We start from the raw sequence: 25,644 nt of genomic DNA on the forward strand, positions 1-25,644 counted from the left end.
ATACGAAAGACGAGTAGTATTGAAAATTGAAATAGCGAGGTGAATGACCGAAGTTAATAACGAGAAAAAATAAATGAAAATTTATTTTGCAGTTTAAAAATAAGTCTTACCTTTGCAACCGCAAACAACGAAAGAAGTTTGCATGAAACGAGAAGTTCATTTGAAATTACAATATAGACAGAAGAAATAAAAGCCGAATATAAATTAACGGTCAATCCTTGAATAATAGAGCTAAAGGAAATTCGAAGTTGTAAAACATAGAAGCGTTAAGCTTCAAACAATATTTATTTACAATGGAGAGTTTGATCCTGGCTCAGGATGAACGCTAGCGGGAGGCTTAACACATGCAAGCCGAGGGGTATTAGTAGCTTGCTACTGAGAGACCGGCGCACGGGTGCGTAACGCGTATGCAACTTGCCCTACTGAAAGGGATAGCCTTTTGAAAAGAAGATTAATACCTTATAACAGTGATTCTGGCATCAGAGACACTTGAAAGATTTATCGCAGTAGGATAGGCATGCGTAAGATTAGATAGTTGGTGAGGTAACGGCTCACCAAGTCAACGATCTTTAGGGGCCTGAGAGGGTGAACCCCCACACTGGTACTGAGACACGGACCAGACTCCTACGGGAGGCAGCAGTGAGGAATATTGGACAATGGGTGGAAGCCTGATCCAGCCATCCCGCGTGAAGGATGACGGCCTTATGGGTTGTAAACTTCTTTTATATGGGGATAAACCTACTTACGTGTGAGTAGCTGAAGGTACCATATGAATAAGCACCGGCTAACTCCGTGCCAGCAGCCGCGGTAATACGGAGGGTGCAAGCGTTATCCGGATTTATTGGGTTTAAAGGGTCCGTAGGCGGACCAATAAGTCAGTGGTGAAAGCCCATCGCTTAACGATGGAACTGCCATTGATACTGTTGGTCTTGAGTGAGGTTGCAGTGGCTGGAATGTGTAGTGTAGCGGTGAAATGCTTAGATATTACGCAGAACACCAATTGCGAAGGCAGGTCACTAAGCCTCAACTGACGCTGATGGACGAAAGCGTGGGGAGCGAACAGGATTAGATACCCTGGTAGTCCACGCCGTAAACGATGGATACTTGCTGTTGGATTTTCGGATTCAGTGGCTAAGCGAAAGTTATAAGTATCCCACCTGGGGAGTACGTTCGCAAGAATGAAACTCAAAGGAATTGACGGGGGCCCGCACAAGCGGTGGAGCATGTGGTTTAATTCGATGATACGCGAGGAACCTTACCAAGGCTTAAATGCATAATGACGTATTTGGAAACAGATATTTCTTCGGACAGAATGCAAGGTGCTGCATGGCTGTCGTCAGCTCGTGCCGTGAGGTGTTAGGTTAAGTCCTGCAACGAGCGCAACCCCTATCATTAGTTGCCAGCGTTTAAAGACGGGGACTCTAATGAGACTGCCAACGCAAGTTGAGAGGAAGGTGGGGACGACGTCAAGTCATCACGGCCCTTACGTCTTGGGCTACACACGTGCTACAATGGTAAGTACAGAGGGCAGCTACTTGGCAACAAGATGCGAATCTCGAAAACTTATCTCAGTTCGGATTGGAGTCTGCAACTCGACTCTATGAAGCTGGAATCGCTAGTAATCGCATATCAGCCATGATGCGGTGAATACGTTCCCGGGCCTTGTACACACCGCCCGTCAAGCCATGGAAGCTGGGGGTACCTGAAGTCGGTGACCGTAACAGGAGCTGCCTAGGGTAAAACTGGTAACTAGGGCTAAGTCGTAACAAGGTAGCCGTACCGGAAGGTGCGGCTGGAACATCTCATTTTTAGAGAACGACGAATTTTCTTCTATTAAATTAGAAGATTGACTGTTTTATTCGGTTTTATTTACTGTCGGATTTGATTTCAAAGATATATATTACAAAAGACCACTCTTTAAGAGTATTAAAGAGTCTCATAGCTCAGCTGGTTAGAGCGCTACACTGATAATGTAGAGGTCGGCAGTTCGAGTCTGCCTGAGACTACTAATAGAAATAAAGAGGGGGATTAGCTCAGCTGGCTAGAGCGCTTGCCTTGCACGCAAGAGGTCATCGGTTCGACTCCGATATTCTCCACCAAGCTATAAACGAAACTCGAAATTCGAACTTCGTGAAAAGCAGAAGAGTTCATTGACATTATTAGAAAAAGATAACAAGAAAATTGTTAACGACATACAATCAAACAGAGATTAAGAAATTAATCAAAGCAATATAGAATTAAATAAATAAACGATTTAATTCGGCATTGAAGGTATACAATTAAACAAAAAACGAGTAAGATTAACATAACCGCTCATTAATATGACGGTTAAATTATGAAAAAAGTTACTAAGGGCGTACGGCGGATGCCTAGGCTTTGAGAGGCGATGAAGGACGTGATAAGCTGCGATAAGCTACGGGGAGCGGCACATACGCATTAATCCGTAGATTTCCGAATGGGACAACCCGGCATGTTGAAGACATGTCACTCACGTAAGTGAGAGCGAACGTTGGGAACTGAAACATCTAAGTACCAATAGGAAAAGAAATCAATTGAGATTCCGTAAGTAGTGGCGAGCGAACGCGGATTAGCCCTAAAGACTTTATAATTTTAGCAGAATAACCTGGAAAGGTTAACCGAAGAGGGTGATAGTCCTGTAAGCGAAAAGGTTATATAGTTGATAACGAGTAAGGCGGAACACGAGAAATTCTGTCCGAATATGGGAGGACCATCTTCCAAGGCTAAATACTCCTCAAAGACCGATAGTGAACTAGTACTGTGAAGGAAAGGTGAAAAGCATATCGAATAGATAGTTGAAATAGAACCTGAAACCGTACGCCTACAAGCGGTCGGAGCACGAAAGTGTGACGGCGTGCCTTTTGCATAATGAGCCTACGAGTTAATGTCACTGGCAAGGTTAAGTACTTCAGGTACGGAGCCGAAGCGAAAGCGAGTCTGAATAGGGCGATGCAGTCAGTGGTATTAGACGCGAAACCTTGTGATCTACCCATGGGCAGGTTGAAGCTTTGGTAACACAAAGTGGAGGACCGAACCGGTTGACGTTGAAAAGTCTTCGGATGACCTGTGGGTAGGGGTGAAAGGCCAATCAAACTGGGAAATAGCTCGTACTCCCCGAAATGCATTTAGGTGCAGCGTTTAGTGAAGTATATTAGAGGTAGAGCTACTGATTGGATGCGGGGGCTTCACCGCCTACCAATTCCTGACAAACTCCGAATGCTAATATATGTTTCTAGGCAGTGAGGGCATGGGTGCTAAGGTCCATGTCCGAGAGGGAAAGAACCCAGACCATCAGCTAAGGTCCCAAATATATGCTAAGTTGAAAAAACGCGGTTGGATTGCATAGACAGCTAGGATGTTAGCTTGGAAGCAGCTATTCATTTAACGAGTGCGTAACAGCTCACTAGTCGAGCGATCCGGCATGGATAATAATCGGGCATAAGCATATTACCGAAGCTATGGATTAGTACATTAGTACTACTGGTAGGGGAGCATTCTATCGACGTCGAAGTCACCTGGTAATGGGTGGTGGAGTTTATAGAAAAGAAAATGTAGGCATGAGTAACGATAAAATAAGTGAGAAACTTATTCGCCGTAAGACTAAGGTTTCCTAAGCTATGCTAATCAGCTTAGGGTTAGTCGGGACCTAACACGAACCCGAAGGGGGTAGTGGATGGCAAACGGGTTAATATTCCCGTACCTGCTCTCAACAAAAGTGACGGATGATCGTAGGTGGTGCGTACTGACGGAATAGTACGTTGAACTTAGGTAAACTAAGGATAGTACACAAAGCCTTCGGGTGGCGTGATAATCCACTGAACATTGTCCCTAGAAATAGCGAGAGAAGCAGCCCGTACCGTAAACCGACACAGGTGGTCGAGGAGAGTATCCTAAGGCGCTCGAGTGAGTCATGGTTAAGGAATTAGGCAAAATAGTCTCGTAACTTCGGGAGAAGAGACGCTGGCAGTAATGTCAGCCGCAGTAAAAAGGCCCAGGCGACTGTTTATCAAAAACACAGGACTCTGCAAAATCGAAAGATGACGTATAGGGTCTGACACCTGCCCGGTGCTGGAAGGTTAAGGAAGGGGGTTAGCTTCGGCGAAGCTCTTAACTGAAGCCCCAGTAAACGGCGGCCGTAACTATAACGGTCCTAAGGTAGCGAAATTCCTTGTCGGGTAAGTTCCGACCTGCACGAATGGTGTAACGATCTGGGCACTGTCTCAACCATGAGCTCGGTGAAATTGTAGTATCGGTGAAGATGCCGGTTAATCGCAACGGGACGAAAAGACCCTGTGAACCTTTACTATAGCTTTGTATTGACTTCGGGTAAATAATGTGTAGGATAGGTGGGAGACTATGAAGCAGCATCGCTAGGTGTTGTGGAGTCATTGTTGAAATACCACCCTTTATTTACTTGGAGCCTAACTCCCTTCGGGAGGACAGTGCATGGTGGGTAGTTTGACTGGGGTGGTCGCCTCCAAAAGAGTAACGGAGGCTTTCAAAGGTACCCTCAGCACGCTTGGTAACCGTGCGTAGAGTGTAATGGCATAAGGGTGCTTGACTGTGAGGCCAACAAGCCGAGCAGGTGCGAAAGCAGGACATAGTGATCCGGTGGTTCCGTATGGAAGGGCCATCGCTCAAAGGATAAAAGGTACTCCGGGGATAACAGGCTAGTCTCCCCCAAGAGCTCACATCGACGGGGAGGTTCGGCACCTCGATGTCGGCTCGTCACATCCTGGGGCTGGAGAAGGTCCCAAGGGTTGGGCTGTTCGCCCATTAAAGTGGCACGCGAGCTGGGTTCAGAACGTCGTGAGACAGTTCGGTCTCTATCTGTTGTGATCGTTAGAAGTTTGAGCGGACTTGACTCTAGTACGAGAGGACCGTGTTGAACAAACCTCTGGTGTATCAGTTGTGCCGCCAGGTGCACCGCTGAGTAGCTACGTTTGGATGAGATAAGCACTGAAAGCATATAAGTGCGAAACTCGCCGCAAGATTAGACTTCTTTAAAGGGTCGTGGCAGACTACCACGTTGATAGGCTATAGATGTAAAGGCAGTGATGTCATAGTCGAGTAGTACTAATTACCCATAAACTTTTTCAAATATTAATTTAACCGTCATAGAGAAGGTTAGTTAATCTTATTTGAATTGTGTACTGGATTGTATCAAAATAAATAAAACAAACACTTGTATTCAAGTATCTAATAATGTTGATAATATATTAGGAATCAAACCTAAATAAAAATATCTAAGAAATTAGGGTGGTTATAGCGAAAGGGCTCACCTCTTCCCATTCCGAACAGAGAAGTTAAGCCTTTCAGCGCCGATGGTACTGCTATTGCGGGAGAGTAGGTCGCCGCCAGTTTTTAAAAAGAATCCTCAATCATTTAATTGGTTGGGGATTTTTTGTGTTTATACTTTACGTAAATCTTTCACTTTAGATGATATATGATTCATCAAGCAAAATATTAGTCTAAATTATTCATCATATTTATACTGTTAATTCTATTTCGAATCTAATTAATTTAATTTTATAATTAACTATCAACAAAATTGTTTGAAGTAGAATATCTTAGGGCTACACAAACGTTTTGCATTTATAATATATTTGTTATTTTTGACTACTAATCACTATAAAAAAATAATGAATCACAATTACTCTCCTGGTTTACATCAATTATTAACTTTAAAAGTTGGTGATGTAGAACTATTAACTTCATTAGAGAGTTTTATTCAATATTCTAAAGAATTAATTTTACGTGAGGAATTACAAATTGTAGGAATTTCTTCGCATCAATTCGACACTGATGGATTTACAGCAGCAATTTGTTTGATGGAATCTCATATATGTATCCATACATGGCCAGAATTTAATCAATTAACTCTGGATATATATTTATGTAATTATCTAAAAGATAACACTGAAAAAGTCCTTAAAATAGGTGATGCATTTAAACAATATTTTAAAGCAGATGTTTTAAATGAAACTTTGGTCAATCGTTAAGCTATGAATATTGTTTGTCCAAAATGTGAGCATAATCAATCGTTTGCTGTAGAAGTAAAGGATTACAAAGGTTATGTTTGTCCTTCGTGTCACAGTTATTTTAAAACAGATTATAAAGGGCTTATCTTAGGAACTGAATTCAAATATGACAAAAAATTTGATGAACTTTCTAAAAGTGTTGTAACTGAATTAAATGAAAAAATACGGGTAAAGAATAAAACTTACCATATAATTACTATAATAGAGCGCAGAGATGATTCAGGTATCGTGCATTACGAATATGTGGGTTTATCAGCTAATGATGATGATATTTATTTTTCTCATGCGTATGATTATTTTAGTCAGTTACAGGTAATTGATGAAAAAGATTTAGAATTTATAGACGAGGAGACCGTAAAATTATCTAGACATAAATATAATCTGACTTTCATTGATAAATGTAAAGTAATCAATGCAGTCGGTTTTGTATTTGAAGATTTAAATGGAGCAACGACAAATTCCACGTATATCAATACTTCTAACGAAAATAAATTTATCTCAGAAGAGCTTATTGATGGAAAAAAAGAATTTTATTCTGGTGCCTATTTGTCTATTGATCAATTCCGAAATTATTTTAAAAATGCTAAATCTGTCGGTTATATAGGAACAGATGCACAGTTATTATTTTTTAAATTATTTGGATTATTAGCTGTTGTTCTTGTTTTCATTTTTATGTTGATTAATCTTAATAATCTTCGTAAGCAAAAAGTGAATATTGAGGAAAAATTTACATCTGCTGAAACTTCAAATCAATTTATAGGTCAAAGTTTTAAACTTACAGGAAATACTAAAAAATTAATCTTTGATGGTATTTCTGAAACAAATAATAAAGATTTGAATCTATGGGTGAAATTGGTAAACGAAACGACCAATGAAGTTAGGGAATCAAAAATGTTAGTTCATTATGATAATAACATCAATTACGCGAGTGGTGTAACCGTAGAATTTTGTAAAATTCCTGCAGGAACTTATCACATGGTTTTTGAAACAAGTTCTAACTTAAATCAACCCATTGATTATAATATTGATTATCGTTTAATGCATGGCGATATTCGTTATTTACCACTTATTGTAGCTCTTGGAATACTATTTTTAATAGGTTATTTAATTTACAATAATAAATTTCTAATTGATGGTAATCCATTTTATAGCAATTTAACACATGTAAGCTACGATGATATTTTGAAGCTTTATCAATTAAAATATATCATTATTGGAGGGTTAATTTTATTTACAGCTTATAACATTTACATCAATTATTTAGAAGAATGTACAACTTCAACTTCTCTTAATTATTTAGAAGATCATACATACACAGGTTCGCGTACGCATTATTACAGGAGTTATAGTACAGACGGATCTGGACACAAATAAAAATTAAAAACTATGGAATTAGAATTATTTTATAAAGGAATCATCGCTTCAATTGTTTATTCAATTATCGGAGTTGCTGTTTTATTGGTTGCTTATTGGATAATGGAACGTTTAACGCCAGAAAAATCATGGAAAGAAATCGTAGAAAACAAAAACATGGCTTTAGCAATTGTTTTTGGATCTATGATTTTAGGAATCTCAATTATCATTGCGGCAGCGATTCATGGATAAAAAAATAACGAAACAAAAACATTTCGAAATATTTCTTCTTGTTGCCGTGTTTATTATTTCAACTTGTGGACTAATTTACGAATTAGTAGCAGGTGCATTGGCAAGTTATTTATTAGGAGATTCAGTTCGTCAGTTTTCGTTTGTCATAGGAATTTATCTTTTTTCCATGGGCGTAGGCTCATATTTAGCTAAATTCATTAAGAAAAATATTTTTGATCGTTTCATCGAAATCGAATTATTAATTGGTATAATAGGTGGTTCAAGCGCGGTTATTTTATTTTTATTATTTCAACATGTCGAACATTTTCAGTTTTTGCTTTACTTCTTTGTTTTTTTAACAGGATGTTTAGCTGGTATGGAAATTCCTCTGTTGATGAGTATTTTAAAAGATCGAGTAGAATTTCGTGAATTAATTTCCAATGTTTTCACTTTCGATTATATTGGTGCTTTAATCGCCTCAGTATTATTTCCCATTTTATTATTACCAAAATTAGGTGTGATGGGAACCTCTTTATTTTTCGGAATAATAAATACTTTGGTCGGAATCGTTTTGTGTTTCTATCTAAAAGAAGAATTGGTTAAACCAAAACAACTGAAATTAAAATCTTTCGCGAGTTTATTAATTTTAATTATTTTATTAGTTTACTCTAATGATATTTTAAAATATTCTGAAAATCAACTGTACGCGAATCGAATCATTTACGAACATTCTACCACCTATCAACGCATCGTTTTAACCGAAAATAAAGGCGATTATCAATTATTTTTAAACAATAATTTACAATTCAATACGAAAGACGAATATCGTTATCACGAAGTTTTAGTACATCCAGCGATGGCTGCAACTAAAAATCCAGAACGTGTTTTAATTTTGGGAGGTGGTGATGGATTGGCTGCACGCGAAGTTTATAAATATCCACAAGTAAAAGAAATTACCTTGGTCGATTTAGATGAAGGAATGACAGATCTTTTCAAAACCAACGAAATATTAGTCGATTATAATAAAAATACTTTAAACGATCCGCGTACAACGGTTATCAATACAGATGCATTTATTTGGATAAAAAACAATACCAAGAAATTTGACGTTGTTATTATCGATTTTCCGGATCCATCGAATTACAGTTTAGGAAAATTATACACAACAACTTTTTATCGTAGTTTAATGCAAAGTTTAGATTCACAAGCTGTGGTTGCTGTGCAAACGACTTCTCCTTATTTTGCGCCAAAATCTTTTTGGTGTGTCAATGAAACAATTGGTTCTATTTTCCCAAATAATCAAGCTTATCATACCTATGTTCCTTCTTTTGGTGAATGGGGATTTACGTTGTTTTCACCTGAAATGAAGATCAATCTGAATCGAGTGGTGAATAAAGTTGAAGGATTAAAATATTATGATTACGATTTTAAAAAATTAACAGATTTTCCTGATGATATTGCTCCTCGTGAAGTTGAAATTAATCGTTTAGATAATCAAATTTTAGTACGTTATTTTGATGAAGAATGGAGTAAAATCTAATTGGTCGAGACGAGATTTTATTAAACAATCTGCACTTTTTACCATTGGATTAACTTTTCTAAATGCGTGTAAAAAGAAAGGAAATGATTTGTTTTTGAAGTTAACCGGAACGAATCATATTTTAGGTCATCGACTTAGATTTCCTAATTTCCCTAAACCAACTTCAGAAATCGAAACTTCTATTTTAATAATAGGTGGTGGAATTGCAGGTTTATCTGCTGCGCGCCGATTAAGTCAAAAAGGATTTAATGATTTTTTATTATTAGAATTAGAAGAAAAAGTAGGTGGAAATTCAACAGGTGGAGAAAATGAATATTCTAAATATCCATTAGGTGCGCATTATTTGCCAATTCCGAATGCTTCGAATCTGGAAATTTTAGATTTCCTTTCAGAGGAAAAAATTATTCGAAATTCTGACGAAAATAATCAACCTATTTTTGATGAAGAACAACTAACCTACGCACCTCACGAACGATTATTTATTAAAAATTATTGGCAAGATGGTTTGATTCCTCGTTATGGATTAGATCAAAAAGAAAAAGATGAATTTGATTTATTTTTCAAAATAATGAATGAATTCACTTTATTAAAAGGGGAAGATGATTTGTATGTTTTTGATATTCCGATGAGAAATTCTTCAAAACAACATTCATATTTTAAGTTAGATAATTTATCGATGGAAGAATGGTTGATTCAAGAAAAATTCACTTCTAAAAATCTATTTATATATGTGAATTATTGTTGCCGTGATGATTATGGAACAGGAATTAAACAAACTTCTGCATTTGCTGGAATTCATTATTTCGCTGCTCGTAAACACGATTTCAAAACCTATGATGGTTTAGTTTTAACGTGGCAAGAAGGGAATCAACGATTGGTAAATCATCTATCCAAATATGCGAAAGAAAAAACATTGAATCAGCATTTAGTTTATCAAATTAATTCGAAAGATACGCACGTTGAATGTTTGGTTTATGATGAGAAATCGAATCAATCAAAAATCATTAAAGCTAAAAAGGTAATAAATTGCGCTCCACAATTTGTCAATCAATATTTGCTTCCAAATCGTAAAGAAACAACAAAATCTTTCCACTATGCACCATGGATAATTGCGACGATCGTTTTAAAACGTTTTCCTATTGCTGACGGTGTTCCTTTGGCTTGGGATAATGTAATACATGACGGAAATGGTTTAGGATATATTTATGCCCAGCATCAATCATTGGGACAATTTAAAAGTCCTTTTGTAATTACCTATTTTCATAGTTTGGAAGGCGATGATTTGAATCAATTAAGACGTAAAATGTATGAGATGAATGATGAAGATTGGAAAAAAATCATCATCGAAGATTTGTCAAAAGCGCATTATACTATTGATAAATACATTGAATCAATTGAGATTTTTCGCCGTGGTCACGGAATGATAAGTCCAACAAAAGGATTTTTATTCTCGAAAGAAAAATCAGAATTAAAGAAAAACATCAACAATCAAATTTTCTTTGCACATTCAGATCTAAGTGGAATATCGATTTTTGAAGAAGCGTTTTATCAAGGGTTGGATACAGCGGATGAAGTGATGAAAAATATATAATCTTAAATGTATATAAAGCTCAACCAAAAGTTGAGCTATTATTTTGCCCATTTGGGTAATTCTTTCCACCCTTCTGATGGAGCTTCTTTTATATTGTCTGGAGCAGGTTTATTGATATAAATTCGACTTGTAAAAAAATACCTATTAACCCATTTATTTGAATGAATCTTAATTAAGAATGTAGAACCTATTTTTGATTTATAATATTCAACACTGTCTTCTGTAATATTATCTCTTCCTTTTTCAGTAGAATTTTTGAAAATATAATTATACTCATTTCCCCATCCACCTTTACCTTTACTAGTTGTTTTAGTCAAAGTAGCAATACTATATCTATAATTTTCTTGAGTTGCATTATCAAAATAATTATTCAAGAAGATATATAATGCAACAAAACTTAGACATACAAAAACAAAATATTTTGATAGAAATTTAATAATCTTCATATTACAATAAGAGCTATTATTTAACCAAAATAAAAGGAATCACGATCATTTAAGAAATTAAAATGTTTACGTGTTTTATCTTGTTTTTCTTTATCAATTTCGAATTGTAAGATTTCGGGATGAGAATTTATGACTTCTAAATCTTCTCCCAAGGTATCAAACAAATGAGAATCGCCTTTATATTCTAAATCATAGCCATCAATTCCCGTTCTATTTACTCCGGCTACATACGCCATGTTTTCCATCGCACGCGCTTTTAAAAGCGTAATCCATGCTTCTCGACGAGCTTTAGGCCAACTTGCATTACACAGCAATAAATCGTACGGATTTTCTTCTGTATTGCGAATCCAAACTGGGAAACGTAGATCGTAACAAACAATTGGTCTAATTTTCCAACCTTTGTATTCAATCGTTACAATTTTATCTCCAGCAGAGTAAACTGTGGCTTCTTTCCCATAAGAAAATAAGTGTTTTTTATCGTACATATAAATCCCACTATTTGGTGTTACGAAGTAAAAACGATTAAAATATTTATCATTTTCTAACGTAGATACACTTCCTGCAACAGCACAATTTAACTCTTTCGCTTTTTGTTCCATCCATTGAAATGTTGGTCCGAAAGGTTTTTCACCTATCTGATCTACAGCCATCGAAAATCCTGAAGCAAACATTTCTGGTAAAAGAATTATATCTGTTTGATGATTTTCTAAGATTTTATCTAAATAATCGTGGTTAGCTTTTGCATCTTCCCAAATTACATCGTACTGAATTAGGCTTATTTTTAATTTTTTATCCTGCTGCATTTTTTCGTTTAATTATGGGTTTGTAAAGAAAGTCTTTATTTAAATTATTTAAGATATAATATACTAAAATAAAAGTGAAGAAACCAAGCATAGCACCACCAATTGTATCAATTGCAAAGTGTTTAGATAAGTAAATTCGGCTGAATGCAATCAGAGGGAAATGCAGTGCAATGATAAATTGTAAGACTCTATTTTTTATCATGGTACATAATGTCATTGCAATTATAACCGCCAACAATGTGTGTCCTGATGGAAATGTGTAAGGAATTTGTAATCGATCACCTTCAATTAAATATAAATCGATATGTTTTTGATTGAAATAATATGATGGTCGATGTACGTGTTTAAAATACGTTTTCTTTACCAATGTATTGATCAAAGAAGCAATACCTTCAGTTATTAATGCATAACCTAACGTTATCCAATTGCTTTTATATGCGATGTATGTAATAAGTACAAAAAGGAAACCTGTTGTACCGTAATCGGTATAAAATTTAAAGAAAGTGTCTAAAAATGGAGTATGAAATTGATTTACGATTAAATGAAAATCATCTCGGCCAAAATATTGTGTCATAGCTAATGCTATAAAATTGTAGCAGAAAAAGACAATGAAGAATGGCCAAATGTTTTGGATTAAATCCTTAGAATTCATGTAATTTTAATTGGTGTGCTATCAAAATTATGAATAAAAAAAAACTTGGCAAAAGCCAAGTTTTAAAACGTTTTAATTATATAAGTTAAATTATTTTACTTTTTCTACGATTGCTTTGAAAGCTTCTGGGTGGTTCATCGCTAAATCCGCTAATACTTTACGGTTTAATTCGATACCTGCCTTTTTAGTAGCTCCCATGAATTGAGAATAAGACATTCCGTGTAATCTTGCACCTGCGTTAATTCTTTGAATCCATAACGCACGGAAATTTCTTTTCTTTTGACGTCTATCACGGTAAGCGTATTGTAAACCTTTTTCTACTGCATTTTTAGCAACAGTCCAAACGTTTTTACGTCTTCCGAAATATCCTTTAGCAAGTTTTAAAACTCTTTTTCTACGCGCTCTTGACGCTACAGCATTTACTGATCTTGGCATAATTTTTAATTTTTTTGATGTGGGCGAGATTACTCTACTTTAAGGCCCATCAACAGGGTTAAATAATGAATTAATAAACCAGATAAGATTTCTCTTATCTAAATTGGATTATCTTAAAGCTAATTGAGACTTTACAGACTTAACATCAGCAGCATCAACTAATCCTGTTTGAGTTAAGTTACGTTTTTGTTTAGTCTCTTTTTTAGTTAAGATGTGGCTTTTAAAAGCGTGTTTTCTTTTAATTTTACCAGTTCCTGTTAATTTGAAACGTTTTTTCGCTCCAGATTTTGTTTTTAATTTTGGCATGATTACAAATTGTATTTAAAATTAAAACGTTTTATATTTTGGAGATGAAACCTAAAATTATTTTTTAGGTCCCATCATCATAATCATTCTTTTACCTTCTAATTTAGGCATTTGTTCAACTTTTCCAACTTCTTCAAGTTCTTGAGCTAAACGTAATAATAAGATCTCTCCTTGATCTTTAAAGATAATCGAACGACCTTTAAAGAAAACGTAGGCTTTTAATTTAGACCCTTCTTCTAAGAAAGCTTTTGCGTGACGTTTTTTAAATTCGTAATCATGATCATCAGTCTGAGGACCAAAACGAATTTCTTTCACGACAACTTTTTGTTGTTTAGTTTTTAACTCTTTCTCTTTCTTTTTTTGCTCGTATAAGAACTTTTTGTACTCTACGATACGACAAACAGGTGGAATGGCTTTTTCACTGATCATTACCAAATCCAAATTCTGCTCTTGAGCTAACTCTAAAGCTTTAGCGATTGGGTAAACACCAGCCTCTATACCTTCTCCGACAACGCGCACTTCTGCAACGTCAATCTTATCATTGATCTTGTGTTGATCTTCCTTAATTACTCTGGCTGGTCCTCTGCCGCCTTTTCTTCTAATTGCGATAGTATTCTGTTTTTAAATTATTTTAATTTTGTTTCTTCTTTGATAAAGTTGATGAACTGCTCTACAGTCATTTCACCTAAATCACCTTCTCCATGTTTACGTACAGAAATTGTACCGTTTTCGGCTTCTTTTTCACCGATAACTAACATGAATGGAATCTTCTTCATCTCAGCATCACGAATTTTCTTTCCAGTTTTCTCATTTCTACTGTCAATCAATCCGTTAATTTCTTCTTCAGCCAGCAAATTTAATACTTTTTCTCCATATTCCACATATTTTTCACTAATTGGTAAAATCGTGTATAAATCTGGAGTTAACCATAATGGTAAATTTCCTGCTGTATTTTCTAACAAGATAGCAATGAAACGTTCCATAGATCCGAAAGGAGCACGGTGAATCATTACTGGTCTGTGTTTTTCGTTATCAGATCCAATGTATGTTAAATCGAAACGTTCTGGTAAATTATAATCTACTTGGATAGTTCCTAATTGCCATTTACGTCCTAAAGCATCTTTAACCATGAAATCTAATTTAGGTCCGTAGAATGCCGCTTCACCGTATTCAACAACAGTTGGTAAACCTTTTTCTGATGCAGCTGTGATAATTGCTTGTTCAGCTTTTTCCCAGTTTTCATCTGTACCAATGTATTTTTCTTTGTTTTCAGGATCACGTAATGAGATTTGAGCTGAATAGTTATCAAATCCTAAGTTTCTGAAAACGTATAATACTAAATCAATTACTTTTTTGAATTCTTCTAATAATTGATCTGCTGTACAGAATAAGTGCGCATCATCTTGAGTAAATCCACGAACACGAGTTAAACCATGTAATTCTCCAGATTGTTCGTAACGGTAAACTGTTCCGAATTCTGCATAACGTTTTGGTAAATCGCGGTAAGACCATTGTGAAGTTTTAAAAATTTCACAGTGGTGTGGACAGTTCATTGGTTTTAATAAGAATTCTTCGCCTTCGTTTGGTGTATGAATTGGTTGGAATGAATCCGCACCATATTTTGCATAGTGACCTGAAGTTACGTATAATTCTTTTTGACCAATGTGTGGAGTTACAACCATTTCATAACCCATCTTTGTTTGCTCTTTTAATAAGAAATTTTCTAATTTTCTTCTTAAAGCAGCACCTTTTGGTAACCATAAAGGTAAACCTTGACCAACTTTCTCAGAGAACGCAAATAAACCTAATTCTTTACCTAATTTACGGTGATCACGTTTTTTAGCTTCTTCTAATAAAGTTAAATAATCAGTTAAATCTTTTTGTTTAGGGAAAGTAATTCCATAAACACGAGTTAACATTTTGTTTTTCTCATCACCTCTCCAGTATGCTCCAGCAACATTTAAAATTTTTGCAGCTTTTACAATTCCTGTGTGTGGGATGTGACCTCCACGACATAAATCTGTGAAGTTATCATGTGTACAAAATGTAATTTCTCCGTCATTTAAGTTAGAAATTAATTCTGTTTTGTATTCGTTGTCTTTATATGTTTCTAATGCTTCAGCTTTAGATACTGGATATAATTTGAATTCAGCTTTCTTCTTAGCATTCTCCAACATTGCTTTTTCTACTTTCGCAAAATCAGTTTCGGTAAATTTCTCATCACCGAAATCTACATCATAATAGAAACCGTTTTCAATAGCCGGTCCGATTGTTAATTTTGCATTAGGGTAGAATTCTACAATTGCCTGTGCTAATAAGTGGGCAGATGAATGCCAAAAAGCTTGTTTTCCTAAATCATCGTTCCAGGTTAATAATTTGATTGTAGCATCTTCGGTAATTGGGGTTGTTACCTCAACTTGTTTATCATTTACTAATGCCGAAATTACATTACGCGCTAATCCTTCGCTAATGCTTTGTGCTACTCCCATTGGAGTAATGCCACTCTCATACTGTCTTACGCTTCCATCAGGAAGAGATACATTTATCATTTGTCCTATATACGATTAATTAAAGTGCAAAATTACGAATTATATGTAAGCATTAAAAATTTTTAAATAATTGATTTGATACTAATTATCAGAATTAGAATACGAAGGTTTTTTTTACTAAATTTTTTATCCCTTGATAAATTGTATTTCTGAAATTATTAATTAAAAAAAATCCTGTTCGATATTGAACAGGATTGAGTTTTATTTTTTCTAAATATCTAAGATCTAGCTCTTTTCAAATATAAATATAAGGTTAATGAACCAAAACAGATGTTTGGAATCCAAGCAGCGATAAATGGTGAAACATAGCCTTTCTCTGAAAATGTAGATGTAATCTGAGTAAAGAAGATGTAAATAAATGCTAATGTAATTCCGACCGCAAGGTTAATTCCGATTCCACCACGTCTTTTAGTTGATGATAGCGATAAAGCTAAAATTGTTAAAATAAATGTTGAAAATGGATTAGCGATACGCGCATTTAATTCGTTTTGATAACCATTAACATTAGCAGAACCTTTCATTTTCTGACTTTCGATAAAGTTTTTTAATTCCACCGTATTCATAGTTTCCGCTACATAGCCTTCGGGTAAAATTTCGTCAGGTGTTGCAGCAAGTTTTCTTTTTAAATTTGGTAAATATTGTAACTTTTCTGTATGGTCAGGATTAATTGTTCTGATATATACATTTCGTAAATCATAAACTTTCTCTTCTTCATTCCAATCAAAAGCAGATGCGATGATTTGCTCTTTTAAAACGACTGAATCAAATTTTTGATATGTAAATGAATTTCCTAATTTTTCTATACGATCATAACTATCAATAAATACAAATTCGTTGGCAGAAATTTGTGATCCTACACGTTGTCTTTTGTAATATTCTTCTCTGTCTCGAGAATTTAATAAATGCTCGTATTGATAAGAGTTTTTCTTGATATTAGCCCATGGTAAAACTAAATTATTCATTAACATTGCTGAACCTGCTAAAAATAAAGCGACCCATATATAAGGCAATGTAAAACGATAAAAACTGATACCACCAGCCAATACACTTACTATTTCTGTTTGATCTGTTAAACGAGATGTAAAATATATTACCGAAATAAATACAGCTACAGGTAAAAATGTATTGACTAACCAAATACCCCAAAAAGGATAAAAGTATAAAATTGCTTCTGTAGCAGTAGAACCACTGTCATTGATACGTGCTAGTTTCTGGCTTAAATCTATAACTATTGCTATAGAAACAAGAATCAGTACCATGAAAATAAATGTACCAATAAAGTTTCGAGCTATGTATTTATCAAGAATTTTCAAACTATAGTCGTTGTTTTAATTGAGGAACAATTTGTTCTTTCCATTGTGCAAAATCTCCTGCTAAGATATGTTCTCTTGCAACTCTAACCAAATCTAAATAGAAGGCTAAGTTGTGGATAGATGCAATTTGTTTTCCTAAAGATTCTTGTGCGTTAAATAAGTGACGTACATACGCTTTTGAGTAATAGCTATCTACATAACTTGTTCCTGAAGGGTCTAAAGGTTCATAACAATCTTTCCATTTTGCATTTTTAATGTTAATGACACCATTCCAAGTAAATAACATCGCATTACGAGCGTTACGTGTTGGCATAACACAATCAAACATATCCACACCTAAGGCAATACATTCAATAATATTCCAAGGAGTTCCAACTCCCATTAAATAACGAGGCTTTTCTTGAGGTAAAATTTCAGTAACGATATCAGTCATTTCGTACATAATCGGTTCTGGCTCACCAACAGATAAACCACCAATCGCGTTTCCATCAGCACCAAAATCAGCGATGTATTTTGCAGATTCTTGACGTAAATCTTTAAAATCGTTTCCTTGAACAATAGGGAATAAAGATTGTTTGTGTCCGTAATATTCAGGATTATTATCTAACCAAGTTTTACAACGTTCTAACCAACGGTGTGTTACATGCATGGCACGTTTCGCGTCGTGGTATTTTGCAGGAATTCCAGTTAATTCATCAAAAGCCATAAAAATATCAGCACCAATGTAACGTTGGATTTCCATTGATTTTTCTGGAGTAAACATGTGGTAAGATCCATCAATGTGTGATTTAAATTTTACACCTTCTTCAGATTTCTTTCGGCTAGAAGCCAAAGAGAATACTTGGAATCCACCAGAATCTGTTAAGATTGGTTTAGACCAGTTCATGAATTTGTGTAATCCACCAGCTCTATGTAAAATATCTGTACCAGGACGTAAGTATAAATGATACGTGTTTCCTAAGATAATTTGTGCTTTAATGTCTTCTTCTAGTTCGCGTTGATGAACAGCTTTTACTGTACCAACTGTACCAACAGGCATAAAAATAGGAGTTTGTATAGTACCATGATCGGTTTCTAAAACTCCAGCTCTCGCCTTTGAAAAATTGTCTTTTTTATCAATTGAAAATTTCATAGTGTGCAAAGATATTAATTGTTTGTGTTCATATACTTTACCAAAGTGAAATTTTAATAAAAAAATAGGAGTAATGCATCGCATTACTCCTTAATTTATATTTATCAAGTTAAATTAAACGTAAGATTAATCAATTATTTTGAAAATCTAACAGACATTTTACGATCTGAAGCTCTTTCTTCGTCAGAAGCACCTTCATCAACAACTGCAAATTCTTCACCGTAACCTTCAGCACCTATCACTTGTGCACCAACACCTAATTTTTCTAATTCAGCTTTGATGAAATTAGAACGTTTCTGAGATAATGCTTTGTTATTTGCATCGTCACCAACTTTGTCTGTGTAAGCACCAATTTTTATTTTTGCATCAGGATATTTTTTTAAGATTTGAGATAAGTTTTCTAATTGAACTTGAGAACCTTCTTCTAATTGATCAGTAGTACCAAAAACGAAGTTTACATTATCAAAATTAAACCATTTTTCTTTTAATTGATCTTCCGTTGCATTAGCATATTCAGGAGATTTGATAAAAGAAATTAATTGCTCTTCAAATCCTCCGACATATCCTTTTAAATTTACACCATCAAGATTAATATCTCCAATTGTTGGAGTTACAACTGTTGTAGTAACTGTATCTACATTTTCAACTTGTGTGTTGGTAGTTTCTACTTCAGTTTTAGGTTTTTTAAGGAAATGCCAAATCAAATATCCACCTAACAATAATAGTAATAATGGTAGTAACCATTTCCAAATACTAGATTTGTTTTCTTCTTCGTATGTTGGCGTAACGTACGGTTTAATGTTCTCTTCAGTTTCAACTTTTCTTGTGTATGTTTCCACTTTTGGAGCTTCTACTTTCGGAGTTTCAATTCGATCAGAACCGAAAATACTTCCTAATCCTAATGATCCTAAACCTAAACCAGCAGGAATTAAAGATAATAAAGAAGATTTTCCAACATCTAAAAGACTAGAAAATTCAGATTCACCTAAATTATGGTCGCTAGCATATTTACCAACTGATCCTAAAACAGCTTCTGATGCTACGTTAAATAACTTTGAAGAAGAATCTGAAGATAATCCAGCGAATGATGCTACTTTATCAATAATTGTTGATTTAGATGAACCAAATATTGTATTAAGAATTGTATTTAATACAGGAGAAGTTTCGGTTGTTGTGGATAATGAATTTAATCCTTTTGATGCTCCGAATGATTTTAGTGAGTGTAATAACCCACCTGCGCTAGAGTTTTTTTCAACTAATCCGCCCAAGATAATTGGAACAAATGCGTTGATTGCTTTGCTTACTGTCGATTCGCTTTCTCCAACTTCTTGAGATACTTGTGAGATTGTGCTTGGTGTTAAGTACTGTTTTGCCAAGTCAATGATGTTAATAGACATAGTGTAAAAGTTTTGGTTATAAGTTAGTTACGTATCTAATATTGTGCCAATCACAAAAGTCTATTCAAATTTATAAGTACAAATTATCATTAGAATAGTATTCGTATTTTTTTATAAAATTTTACATTTACCATCATAAACTAAATAAAGACAATACTATGGCAACACAAGAAAAGATTGATAGCTTAGAGGATGTAATAGCAACTCCACTAAAAGAAGTTGAATACATTACCAATTTTTTAATTACAAAAGGAAGTGAAATTGGTTGGAGTTTAGTTTCGGCAATATTAACTCTTGTAGTCGGATTTTGGTTATCTACAAAATTAAAAAATCTCATTAATAACCGTATGATTGTTAGGGATGTGGATCCTTCAATCCGAACTTTTTTGATTCCAATAATTAATATTGTATTAAAAGTAATGATTATCATGTTTGTTGTAGATAGACTTGGTTTAAACGCCTCAGGTTTAATTGCAGCTATTGGTGGTATTGGTTTAGCGGTTGGTTTAGCTTTACAAGGTTCCTTATCTAATTTTGCAGCTGGAATTTTAATCTTAATTTTTAAACCTTTCAAAGTGGGAGATTATATCGTTTCTCAAGGAAATGAAGGAACTGTAAAATCAATTAGTATTTTAAATACGGTTTTAAATACGGCGAAAGGTCAAGTAATTACTTTGCCAAACGGAAATCTTTTTAACAACCCGATTGTAAATTACTCTACAAATGAATTTAGAAGATTAGACGTAAATATTGGAATTTCTTACGACGATGATTTTGATACAGCTCAGAAAGTGATTATGGATGCGATTAATAAAGAAGAATTAGTTGAACAAGACCAAAGTAAAACGGTAGAAATATTAGAGTTTGCAGATAGTAGTGTAAATTTAGCGATTAGATGTATGGTAAAATCTGAAAATTATTGGTCTGCTTACTGGAAATTACATCGTAATATAAAATATGCATTAGATCATAACCACATCTCAATTCCGTATCCTCATACAGAAATGATTGTTAGAAATTCTGACGAGTCTACTACGCCAAACTTAAATAAATCATAATGAAGAAGGCTTGTAGCTTTATATTTATTTTAATTTCACATTTACTTTTTGCTCAAACAGATTTGTTGCAAAAACACTTAGATGGTGATTTTTATCAAACGCATTTTACGGGTTTTTATTTATACGATCCTTTAGAGAAAAAAGAAATTTTTAATCATAATGGAAATAAATATTTTACACCGGCTTCTAATACAAAAATATTCACTTTATATGCCGCAATGAAAACTTTGTCGGATTCTATTCCGGCTTTTAAATATGTTTTGAAAGGTGATGAATTGCATATCGAAGGAACTGGTGATCCAACTTTTATGCACCCGAAGTTTAAAAATCCTAAGGTTTTACAATTTTTAAAAAATAACGGAACTAAAATCGTTTTTCATTGGAATAATTTTGATGAAGAATCTTTTTTGCCAGGTTGGACATGGGATGATTTTAGAAAAAATTATTCGCCAGAAAGAAGTCAGTTTCCAATCAATGAAAATTTAGTAACAATTACTAAAAATGGAAATTATTTGAATACTTTTCCTTCAATTTTTAAAGAAAAAACAGCCATAAAAGAAGTTCAAGAACCTCGTGATTTTTATGAAAATCAATTTTATATTGGTAAAAAATCTTCATCGGTAAAAGTTCCATTTATCGTAAAAGAAGATGTGATTAGAGAGGCGATTACAGAAATTATTGGTAAACCAGTAGAAATGACAAAAGCGCCATTGCCACTTCCAGCTGCGGTGTTTTATAGTGCTTCTTCAGATAAGGTATATAAGGAAATGATGGAGGAAAGTGATAATTTTTTGGCTGAACATTTATTGATATTATCATCAAGTACGATGAACGGAAAATTAAGTTCGGCTCAGACAATTAAAACGATTACATCTAAATATTTAACAGACTTAAAACAAAAACCAATTTGGAATGATGGTTCAGGTTTATCGAGGTATAATCTTTTTACACCTCAAAACATGGTGCAAGTTCTAGAGAAATTATATACAGATTTTTCTGAAGATAGATTGTTTTCTATTTTCCCTGTTGGTGGTAAAACTGGAACAATAAAAAATAGATACAAAGATTCGTTGCAGCCTTATGTGTTCGCTAAAACCGGAACATTGTCTAACACAGTTACATTAAGTGGTTATTTAAAAACTAAAACCGGAAAAACATTAATATTTAGTATGATGAATAATAATGTGGTGAAAGATCCGTCTTGGGTTAGGAATGAAAATGAAAAATTGTTACGATTAGTTCGCGATAATTTTTAAATATAAAAAAAAACGCCTCAGTTTACTGAGGCGTTTCTATTTGTTAGAAGTTAATTTTAATCACTTCACTTTCTTTTCTAATAATAAACTTTTTCTTATTATTCTTGATATCAACATTTATAAAGTTTTGTTGATCATCAAAAGCATCCATTAATAACGCAAACCTAATATCCAAAGATGAAATATCATTAATCTTTTCAGCTTTTAAATAGATACGAGTTGTTTGATCATTTGTTTGGAAACCATAATAAGATACATTAACAGGTTTACCGTTAACTTTTATATCAACATTTTTATTAATGTAACCTTTCAATTTAGCATCAAAAGATGATTTATTTCCAGTCTTTTCACCAACAGCTTTCTCAATACCATTTGTATATAATCGGGCAGTTATGTTTAAAGTTCCACTTTCAATTTCATAATCAATATTTGTATTTGAAGTATGAAATTGATGCTGAGCATTAACATTAACTGCTGTTACAGCAAGAACTAATAAAAAAATAAAATTCCAAATCTTCATAATAGCGATCATTTTTACATTTACATTCATTTCAATTCTAGTGCCAAAAATGAATATAATCCGATTATCTAATTATTTCAGTATAATTTTCGGTTGTAAATGGTTTTTGTAAAATTAAATAAAAAAATAAAAGAGTATTAACGAATAATACTCTTTTTTAATATGTTATTGAGTTAAATTTTTAACCTAACCAAATTGCCCAAGGAATTCTAGATAATAAACATACCATAGAAACCACTGCGAAAATTACTACAGCCATAGGTACAGTCGTAGATCTTTTTAATTTTGCATTAGCAACTGTCATAAAAGCAACAGAAGCAATCATCATCATTGGGTGTTCTACGAAAGTTAAACGTAATACGTCACTTTTCATGATGTTTCCATCTCCATTTTCATCGAATTGCATAAATTTCATGATGTAGTAAACTAAACCTACTAATAATTGCACGTGAAAAGCAATAGTCGTAATTAATCCGATTTTCTTTACTATGTTATCAGTATCTTTTTTAGAAACTGCATAAACTAAAGTTGATACAACAAAAATAACTCCCATTAAGATCGTTAAATATGCCCAACCACTATGAAATTGTTTAATAAAATCCATTTTTTCTAATTTATATTCATTACAAAAATAGCAAACCTTTTTACATTATTATAAAACATCTATCATATTGTCTTAAATTATAAAAATAGTGATGTTTTTAGTATTCAGTATTTTCTTGTAATTTCGCTTCAAATTAATTAATCCGAAATGGGAAAAGATAAAATCAGAAGATTTAACGAAAACAAAACTTTTGAAAATGTAGTTCAACCAACACGTGATGAAGTAGTCAATAACTTTCCGTTAAAAGGAAATTGGAATAAAGATTTCTTCAAGAATGATAACCCAATCGTTTTAGAATTAGGTTGTGGTAAAGGAGAATATACAGTTGCAATGGCTCGTCGTGAAGCTGATCGTAACTTTATAGGAATTGATATTAAAGGTGCTCGTTTCTGGAGAGGTGCTAAAACTGCGTTAGAAGAAGGTTTAGATAACGTTGGTTTTATGCGAACACAAATTGAGTTAATCGACAAAGTTTTTGCTGAAAATGAAGTAAGTGAAATTTGGATTACTTTCCCAGATCCACAAATTAAATACAGAAGAACTGTTCACCGTTTGACTAATCCTGATTTTTTAGCTCGTTACAATAAGATCTTAAAACCAGAAGGAACGGTTAATTTAAAAACGGATTCTGAATTTTTACATGGTTACACGCATGGTGTAATTCATTTAATGGGACATGAAGTGATTCGTTCTACACACGATGTTTATCATCCAGACCATTCGGATATTCCTGCGATTGCAACAGAGGTACAAACATATTACGAATCGAAATATTTAGAGGAAGGGAAGAAAATTACCTACATCAAATTCAAGTTTAAAGATTAATCAATCAAATTATAAATAAAAAAAAGTCGCAATTTATGTTGCGACTTTTTTTTATTTATTAACATGTTAATTTACTAATAAATAGTATTTTAGTCGTATAATTAACATTAATATGAATTTAAAATCTACTTTAATTGCTCTAGGTTTATTAGTTTCTATATCATCTAAAGCGCAGGATAAAACAGGATTTGTTTATGCGTCTATGGAAGCTTCACATGCAAGAGAATTAAAACAAGCTCATCCAGACCAAATAGATATTTTATTAACAAATAGCAATTTATCGTCAGTTTATATTCATCCAGAAGTAGCACACGAATTGCACCAGAAAATTCTTTCTCATGGACCTGGTTATTTGCAACATGCTTCATTGGCTGATGCAAATAAATTAATTCAACGTGCAGTTGTCGCTTCTCGCCAAGTTTTAGATTATACCATAACTGAACAAGAGTATGTAAATCAGATATTGAATGATGTTAATGAAAACAACATAGAAGAACAAATTTTAGAATTAGAAAACTACGGAACTCGTTTTCATACAAGAGCTGAGGCAAATGTAGCTGCACAAGATTTAAAAAATCGTTGGGAAGCTTTAATTGCTCAATCAGGTCGACAAGATGATGTTTCAGTCCGAATTGTTGATCATGTAAATACACCAATGAAATCAGTTGTTTTAACAATTAATGGAAACGAATTAGCGTCTGAATATGTAATTATTGGTGGTCATTTAGATTCAACTGTTTCGGGTTCTAATAAAGCTGTTGCTCCAGGAGCAGATGATAATGCATCCGGAATTGCTACAATAACCGAAGCTGCTCGTGTTTTATTAAATAATAATTTTAAGCCAAAACGCACGGTTGAAATTATGGCTTATGCTGCCGAAGAAATTGGCTTAGTAGGTTCTAACGAAATAGCAACTGCTTATGCAAACGAAGGGAAAAATGTAATTGGTTATGTTCAGTTTGATATGACTGCTTACAAAGGTTCGACGGAAGATGTTTATTTAGCAACAGATTATTTTATTGACAATACATTAAATTTATTTTTGATAGAATTGATGGAAGAATATAATTCGACAGGAAATCATCAATTTACTTACGGAACTACAAGATGTAATTATGGTTGTTCTGATCATTATTCTTGGGCTATGAATAGCTATCCTGCTGCTTTTCCTTTTGAAGCTTCATTCAATGAATCGAATTATTTAATTCATACTCCAAATGATACATATACAAATTTAGGAGAAACTCCATCGCATTCTGCTAAGTTTACAAAATTAGCAATCGAATTTTTGGTTGAAGCTGCTAAAAGAACTGAAATTTTAGGTACAGGAAATGTAAATCAAGAAAAAACAAAGTTCTATGTAGATCAAAAATCAGTTGGTTTTGAAGTTCCATCTAATCATACAATAAAATCAGCAACTGTAATTAATGTAGCAGGACAAAAAGTAGCAACGAAGATAAGTTTAAATAATAATGATAAAATCAATTTGAATCAGTTACCAATAGGTGCTTATATTCTTTTATTAGAAACAACTTCAGGTGAAAAAATAACGCATAAATTCATTTTGAAATAAT

General features: G+C 33.8%; 21 protein-coding genes, 2 tRNA genes and 3 rRNA genes. 14 read left to right on the forward strand and 12 right to left on the reverse strand.

Translation table 11 applies throughout. The features are described from left to right. Positions 1–290 precede the first annotated feature (290 nt). The 10 genes from J9309_RS06105 to J9309_RS06150 all read left to right on the forward strand — a co-directional run bounded on the left by J9309_RS06105 (position 291) and on the right by J9309_RS06150 (position 10,774). Positions 291–1,808 (forward strand): 16S ribosomal RNA (locus J9309_RS06105). Positions 1,809–1,932: 124 nt separating this feature from the next. Beyond that, positions 1,933–2,006 (forward strand) — tRNA-Ile (locus tag J9309_RS06110). A 16-nt stretch (positions 2,007–2,022) separates the two neighbouring features. Then, positions 2,023–2,099: transfer RNA gene (locus J9309_RS06115), tRNA-Ala, on the forward strand. A gap of 239 nt (positions 2,100–2,338) precedes the next feature. Continuing rightward, positions 2,339–5,118: ribosomal RNA gene (locus J9309_RS06120) — 23S ribosomal RNA — on the forward strand. 155 nt (positions 5,119–5,273) lie between these two features. Continuing rightward, positions 5,274–5,381, forward strand: a 5S ribosomal RNA gene (rrf, locus tag J9309_RS06125). Together the 16S, 23S and 5S rRNA genes with 2 tRNA genes alongside form the textbook arrangement of a ribosomal RNA operon. A 279-nt stretch (positions 5,382–5,660) precedes the next feature. Next, positions 5,661–6,020, forward strand: a complete 360-nt coding sequence (locus J9309_RS06130) for an S-adenosylmethionine decarboxylase family protein (protein ID WP_230477668.1) — start codon at positions 5,661–5,663, stop codon at positions 6,018–6,020. A 3-nt stretch (positions 6,021–6,023) separates the two neighbouring features. Continuing rightward, positions 6,024–7,433, forward strand: a complete 1,410-nt coding sequence (locus J9309_RS06135; RefSeq protein ID WP_230477669.1) for a hypothetical protein — start codon at positions 6,024–6,026, stop codon at positions 7,431–7,433. Between the two features lie 12 nt (positions 7,434–7,445). Beyond that, complete coding sequence (locus J9309_RS06140) at positions 7,446–7,664, forward strand: DUF350 domain-containing protein (protein WP_230477670.1); 219 nt, start codon at positions 7,446–7,448, stop codon at positions 7,662–7,664. Next, positions 7,657–9,183, forward strand: coding sequence for a polyamine aminopropyltransferase (locus J9309_RS06145; RefSeq protein WP_230477671.1), 1,527 nt, complete (start codon positions 7,657–7,659; stop codon positions 9,181–9,183). Before J9309_RS06140 ends, J9309_RS06145 begins: the two co-directional genes overlap by 8 nt. Next, entirely contained in the window at positions 9,161–10,774 is a 1,614-nt protein-coding gene (locus J9309_RS06150) for an NAD(P)-binding protein (protein WP_230477672.1), read from the forward strand. The genes J9309_RS06145 and J9309_RS06150 overlap by 23 nt, the downstream gene beginning before the upstream one ends. Before the next feature lie 38 nt (positions 10,775–10,812). Here J9309_RS06150 and J9309_RS06155 read toward each other — a convergent pair whose 3' ends face one another. The 10 genes from J9309_RS06155 to J9309_RS06200 form a co-directional block, all read right to left on the reverse strand. Beyond that, positions 10,813–11,220 (reverse strand): hypothetical protein, encoded by a 408-nt coding sequence (locus J9309_RS06155; RefSeq protein WP_230477673.1) that lies wholly within the window; start codon positions 11,218–11,220, stop codon positions 10,813–10,815. Positions 11,221–11,240: 20 nt separating this feature from the next. Beyond that, a complete protein-coding gene (locus tag J9309_RS06160; RefSeq protein ID WP_230477674.1) occupies positions 11,241–12,023 on the reverse strand; it encodes a nitrilase-related carbon-nitrogen hydrolase in 783 nt (260 codons plus the stop codon). Continuing rightward, positions 12,010–12,675 carry a phosphatase PAP2 family protein gene (locus J9309_RS06165; protein ID WP_230477675.1) on the reverse strand — a complete coding sequence of 222 codons (666 nt, stop codon included), beginning with the start codon at positions 12,673–12,675 and terminating at the stop codon, positions 12,010–12,012. Before J9309_RS06165 ends, J9309_RS06160 begins: the two co-directional genes overlap by 14 nt. Positions 12,676–12,765: 90 nt before the next feature. Continuing rightward, entirely contained in the window at positions 12,766–13,110 is a 345-nt protein-coding gene (rplT, locus tag J9309_RS06170) for a 50S ribosomal protein L20 (protein WP_230477676.1), read from the reverse strand. Positions 13,111–13,218: 108 nt separating this feature from the next. Beyond that, a complete protein-coding gene (gene rpmI, locus J9309_RS06175; protein WP_230477677.1) occupies positions 13,219–13,416 on the reverse strand; it encodes a 50S ribosomal protein L35 in 198 nt (65 codons plus the stop codon). A gap of 57 nt (positions 13,417–13,473) precedes the next feature. Next, a complete protein-coding gene (gene infC, locus J9309_RS06180) occupies positions 13,474–13,983 on the reverse strand; it encodes a translation initiation factor IF-3 (protein WP_230477849.1) in 510 nt (169 codons plus the stop codon). A gap of 59 nt (positions 13,984–14,042) precedes the next feature. Further along, complete coding sequence (thrS, locus tag J9309_RS06185; RefSeq protein ID WP_230477678.1) at positions 14,043–15,965, reverse strand: threonine--tRNA ligase; 1,923 nt, start codon at positions 15,963–15,965, stop codon at positions 14,043–14,045. A gap of 218 nt (positions 15,966–16,183) precedes the next feature. Next, positions 16,184–17,278 (reverse strand): LptF/LptG family permease, encoded by a 1,095-nt coding sequence (locus tag J9309_RS06190; protein WP_262897287.1) that lies wholly within the window; start codon positions 17,276–17,278, stop codon positions 16,184–16,186. Position 17,279: 1 nt separating this feature from the next. Continuing rightward, positions 17,280–18,410 carry a tRNA guanosine(34) transglycosylase Tgt gene (tgt, locus tag J9309_RS06195; RefSeq protein ID WP_230477680.1) on the reverse strand — a complete coding sequence of 377 codons (1,131 nt, stop codon included), beginning with the start codon at positions 18,408–18,410 and terminating at the stop codon, positions 17,280–17,282. A 134-nt stretch (positions 18,411–18,544) separates the two neighbouring features. Continuing rightward, positions 18,545–19,807, reverse strand: a complete 1,263-nt coding sequence (locus tag J9309_RS06200; protein WP_230477681.1) for an OmpA family protein — start codon at positions 19,805–19,807, stop codon at positions 18,545–18,547. Between the two features lie 158 nt (positions 19,808–19,965). On the opposite strand from J9309_RS06200, the gene J9309_RS06205 reads away from it, so the two are divergent. Then, positions 19,966–20,865, forward strand: a complete 900-nt coding sequence (locus J9309_RS06205) for a mechanosensitive ion channel family protein (protein WP_230477682.1) — start codon at positions 19,966–19,968, stop codon at positions 20,863–20,865. Beyond that, complete coding sequence (locus J9309_RS06210) at positions 20,865–22,121, forward strand: D-alanyl-D-alanine carboxypeptidase/D-alanyl-D-alanine-endopeptidase (RefSeq protein ID WP_230477683.1); 1,257 nt, start codon at positions 20,865–20,867, stop codon at positions 22,119–22,121. Before J9309_RS06205 ends, J9309_RS06210 begins: the two co-directional genes overlap by 1 nt. Before the next feature lie 43 nt (positions 22,122–22,164). Here the strand turns inward: J9309_RS06210 and J9309_RS06215 are convergent, their stop codons facing one another. Continuing rightward, entirely contained in the window at positions 22,165–22,641 is a 477-nt protein-coding gene (locus J9309_RS06215) for a DUF6702 family protein (RefSeq protein WP_230477684.1), read from the reverse strand. Positions 22,642–22,822: 181 nt separating this feature from the next. Next, positions 22,823–23,245 (reverse strand): hypothetical protein, encoded by a 423-nt coding sequence (locus tag J9309_RS06220; protein ID WP_230477685.1) that lies wholly within the window; start codon positions 23,243–23,245, stop codon positions 22,823–22,825. 147 nt (positions 23,246–23,392) lie between these two features. Here J9309_RS06220 and trmB point away from each other — a divergent pair, with 147 nt between their 5' ends. Continuing rightward, a complete protein-coding gene (gene trmB, locus J9309_RS06225) occupies positions 23,393–24,070 on the forward strand; it encodes a tRNA (guanosine(46)-N7)-methyltransferase TrmB (RefSeq protein ID WP_230477686.1) in 678 nt (225 codons plus the stop codon). Between the two features lie 112 nt (positions 24,071–24,182). Next, the gene (locus J9309_RS06230) at positions 24,183–25,643 is read left to right on the forward strand and encodes a M20/M25/M40 family metallo-hydrolase (protein WP_230477687.1); all 1,461 of its coding nucleotides are present in this window, start codon (positions 24,183–24,185) and stop codon (positions 25,641–25,643) included. The last annotated feature ends 1 nt before the right edge of the window (position 25,644 follow it).

The organism is Faecalibacter bovis (assembly GCF_017948305.1).
Classification (GTDB): Bacteria; Bacteroidota; Bacteroidia; order Flavobacteriales; family Weeksellaceae; genus Empedobacter; species Empedobacter bovis.

Excerpts from the sequence above, each read along its gene's own strand:
- J9309_RS06130 (WP_230477668.1), top strand. The coding sequence starts at position 5,661 with ATGAATCACAATTACTCTCCTGGTTTACATCAATTATTAACTTTAAAA.
- J9309_RS06135 (WP_230477669.1), top strand. The coding sequence starts at position 6,024 with ATGAATATTGTTTGTCCAAAATGTGAGCATAATCAATCGTTTGCTGTA.
- J9309_RS06140 (WP_230477670.1), top strand. The coding sequence starts at position 7,446 with ATGGAATTAGAATTATTTTATAAAGGAATCATCGCTTCAATTGTTTAT.
- J9309_RS06145 (WP_230477671.1), top strand. The coding sequence starts at position 7,657 with ATGGATAAAAAAATAACGAAACAAAAACATTTCGAAATATTTCTTCTT.
- J9309_RS06150 (WP_230477672.1), top strand. The coding sequence starts at position 9,161 with ATGAAGAATGGAGTAAAATCTAATTGGTCGAGACGAGATTTTATTAAA.
- J9309_RS06155 (WP_230477673.1), bottom strand. The coding sequence starts at position 11,220 with ATGAAGATTATTAAATTTCTATCAAAATATTTTGTTTTTGTATGTCTA.
- J9309_RS06160 (WP_230477674.1), bottom strand. The coding sequence starts at position 12,023 with ATGCAGCAGGATAAAAAATTAAAAATAAGCCTAATTCAGTACGATGTA.
- J9309_RS06165 (WP_230477675.1), bottom strand. The coding sequence starts at position 12,675 with ATGAATTCTAAGGATTTAATCCAAAACATTTGGCCATTCTTCATTGTC.
- rplT (WP_230477676.1), bottom strand. The coding sequence starts at position 13,110 with ATGCCAAGATCAGTAAATGCTGTAGCGTCAAGAGCGCGTAGAAAAAGA.
- rpmI (WP_230477677.1), bottom strand. The coding sequence starts at position 13,416 with ATGCCAAAATTAAAAACAAAATCTGGAGCGAAAAAACGTTTCAAATTA.
- thrS (WP_230477678.1), bottom strand. The coding sequence starts at position 15,965 with ATGATAAATGTATCTCTTCCTGATGGAAGCGTAAGACAGTATGAGAGT.
- tgt (WP_230477680.1), bottom strand. The coding sequence starts at position 18,410 with ATGAAATTTTCAATTGATAAAAAAGACAATTTTTCAAAGGCGAGAGCT.
- J9309_RS06200 (WP_230477681.1), bottom strand. The coding sequence starts at position 19,807 with ATGTCTATTAACATCATTGACTTGGCAAAACAGTACTTAACACCAAGC.
- J9309_RS06205 (WP_230477682.1), top strand. The coding sequence starts at position 19,966 with ATGGCAACACAAGAAAAGATTGATAGCTTAGAGGATGTAATAGCAACT.
- J9309_RS06210 (WP_230477683.1), top strand. The coding sequence starts at position 20,865 with ATGAAGAAGGCTTGTAGCTTTATATTTATTTTAATTTCACATTTACTT.
- J9309_RS06215 (WP_230477684.1), bottom strand. The coding sequence starts at position 22,641 with ATGAAGATTTGGAATTTTATTTTTTTATTAGTTCTTGCTGTAACAGCA.
- J9309_RS06220 (WP_230477685.1), bottom strand. The coding sequence starts at position 23,245 with ATGGATTTTATTAAACAATTTCATAGTGGTTGGGCATATTTAACGATC.
- trmB (WP_230477686.1), top strand. The coding sequence starts at position 23,393 with ATGGGAAAAGATAAAATCAGAAGATTTAACGAAAACAAAACTTTTGAA.
- J9309_RS06230 (WP_230477687.1), top strand. The coding sequence starts at position 24,183 with ATGAATTTAAAATCTACTTTAATTGCTCTAGGTTTATTAGTTTCTATA.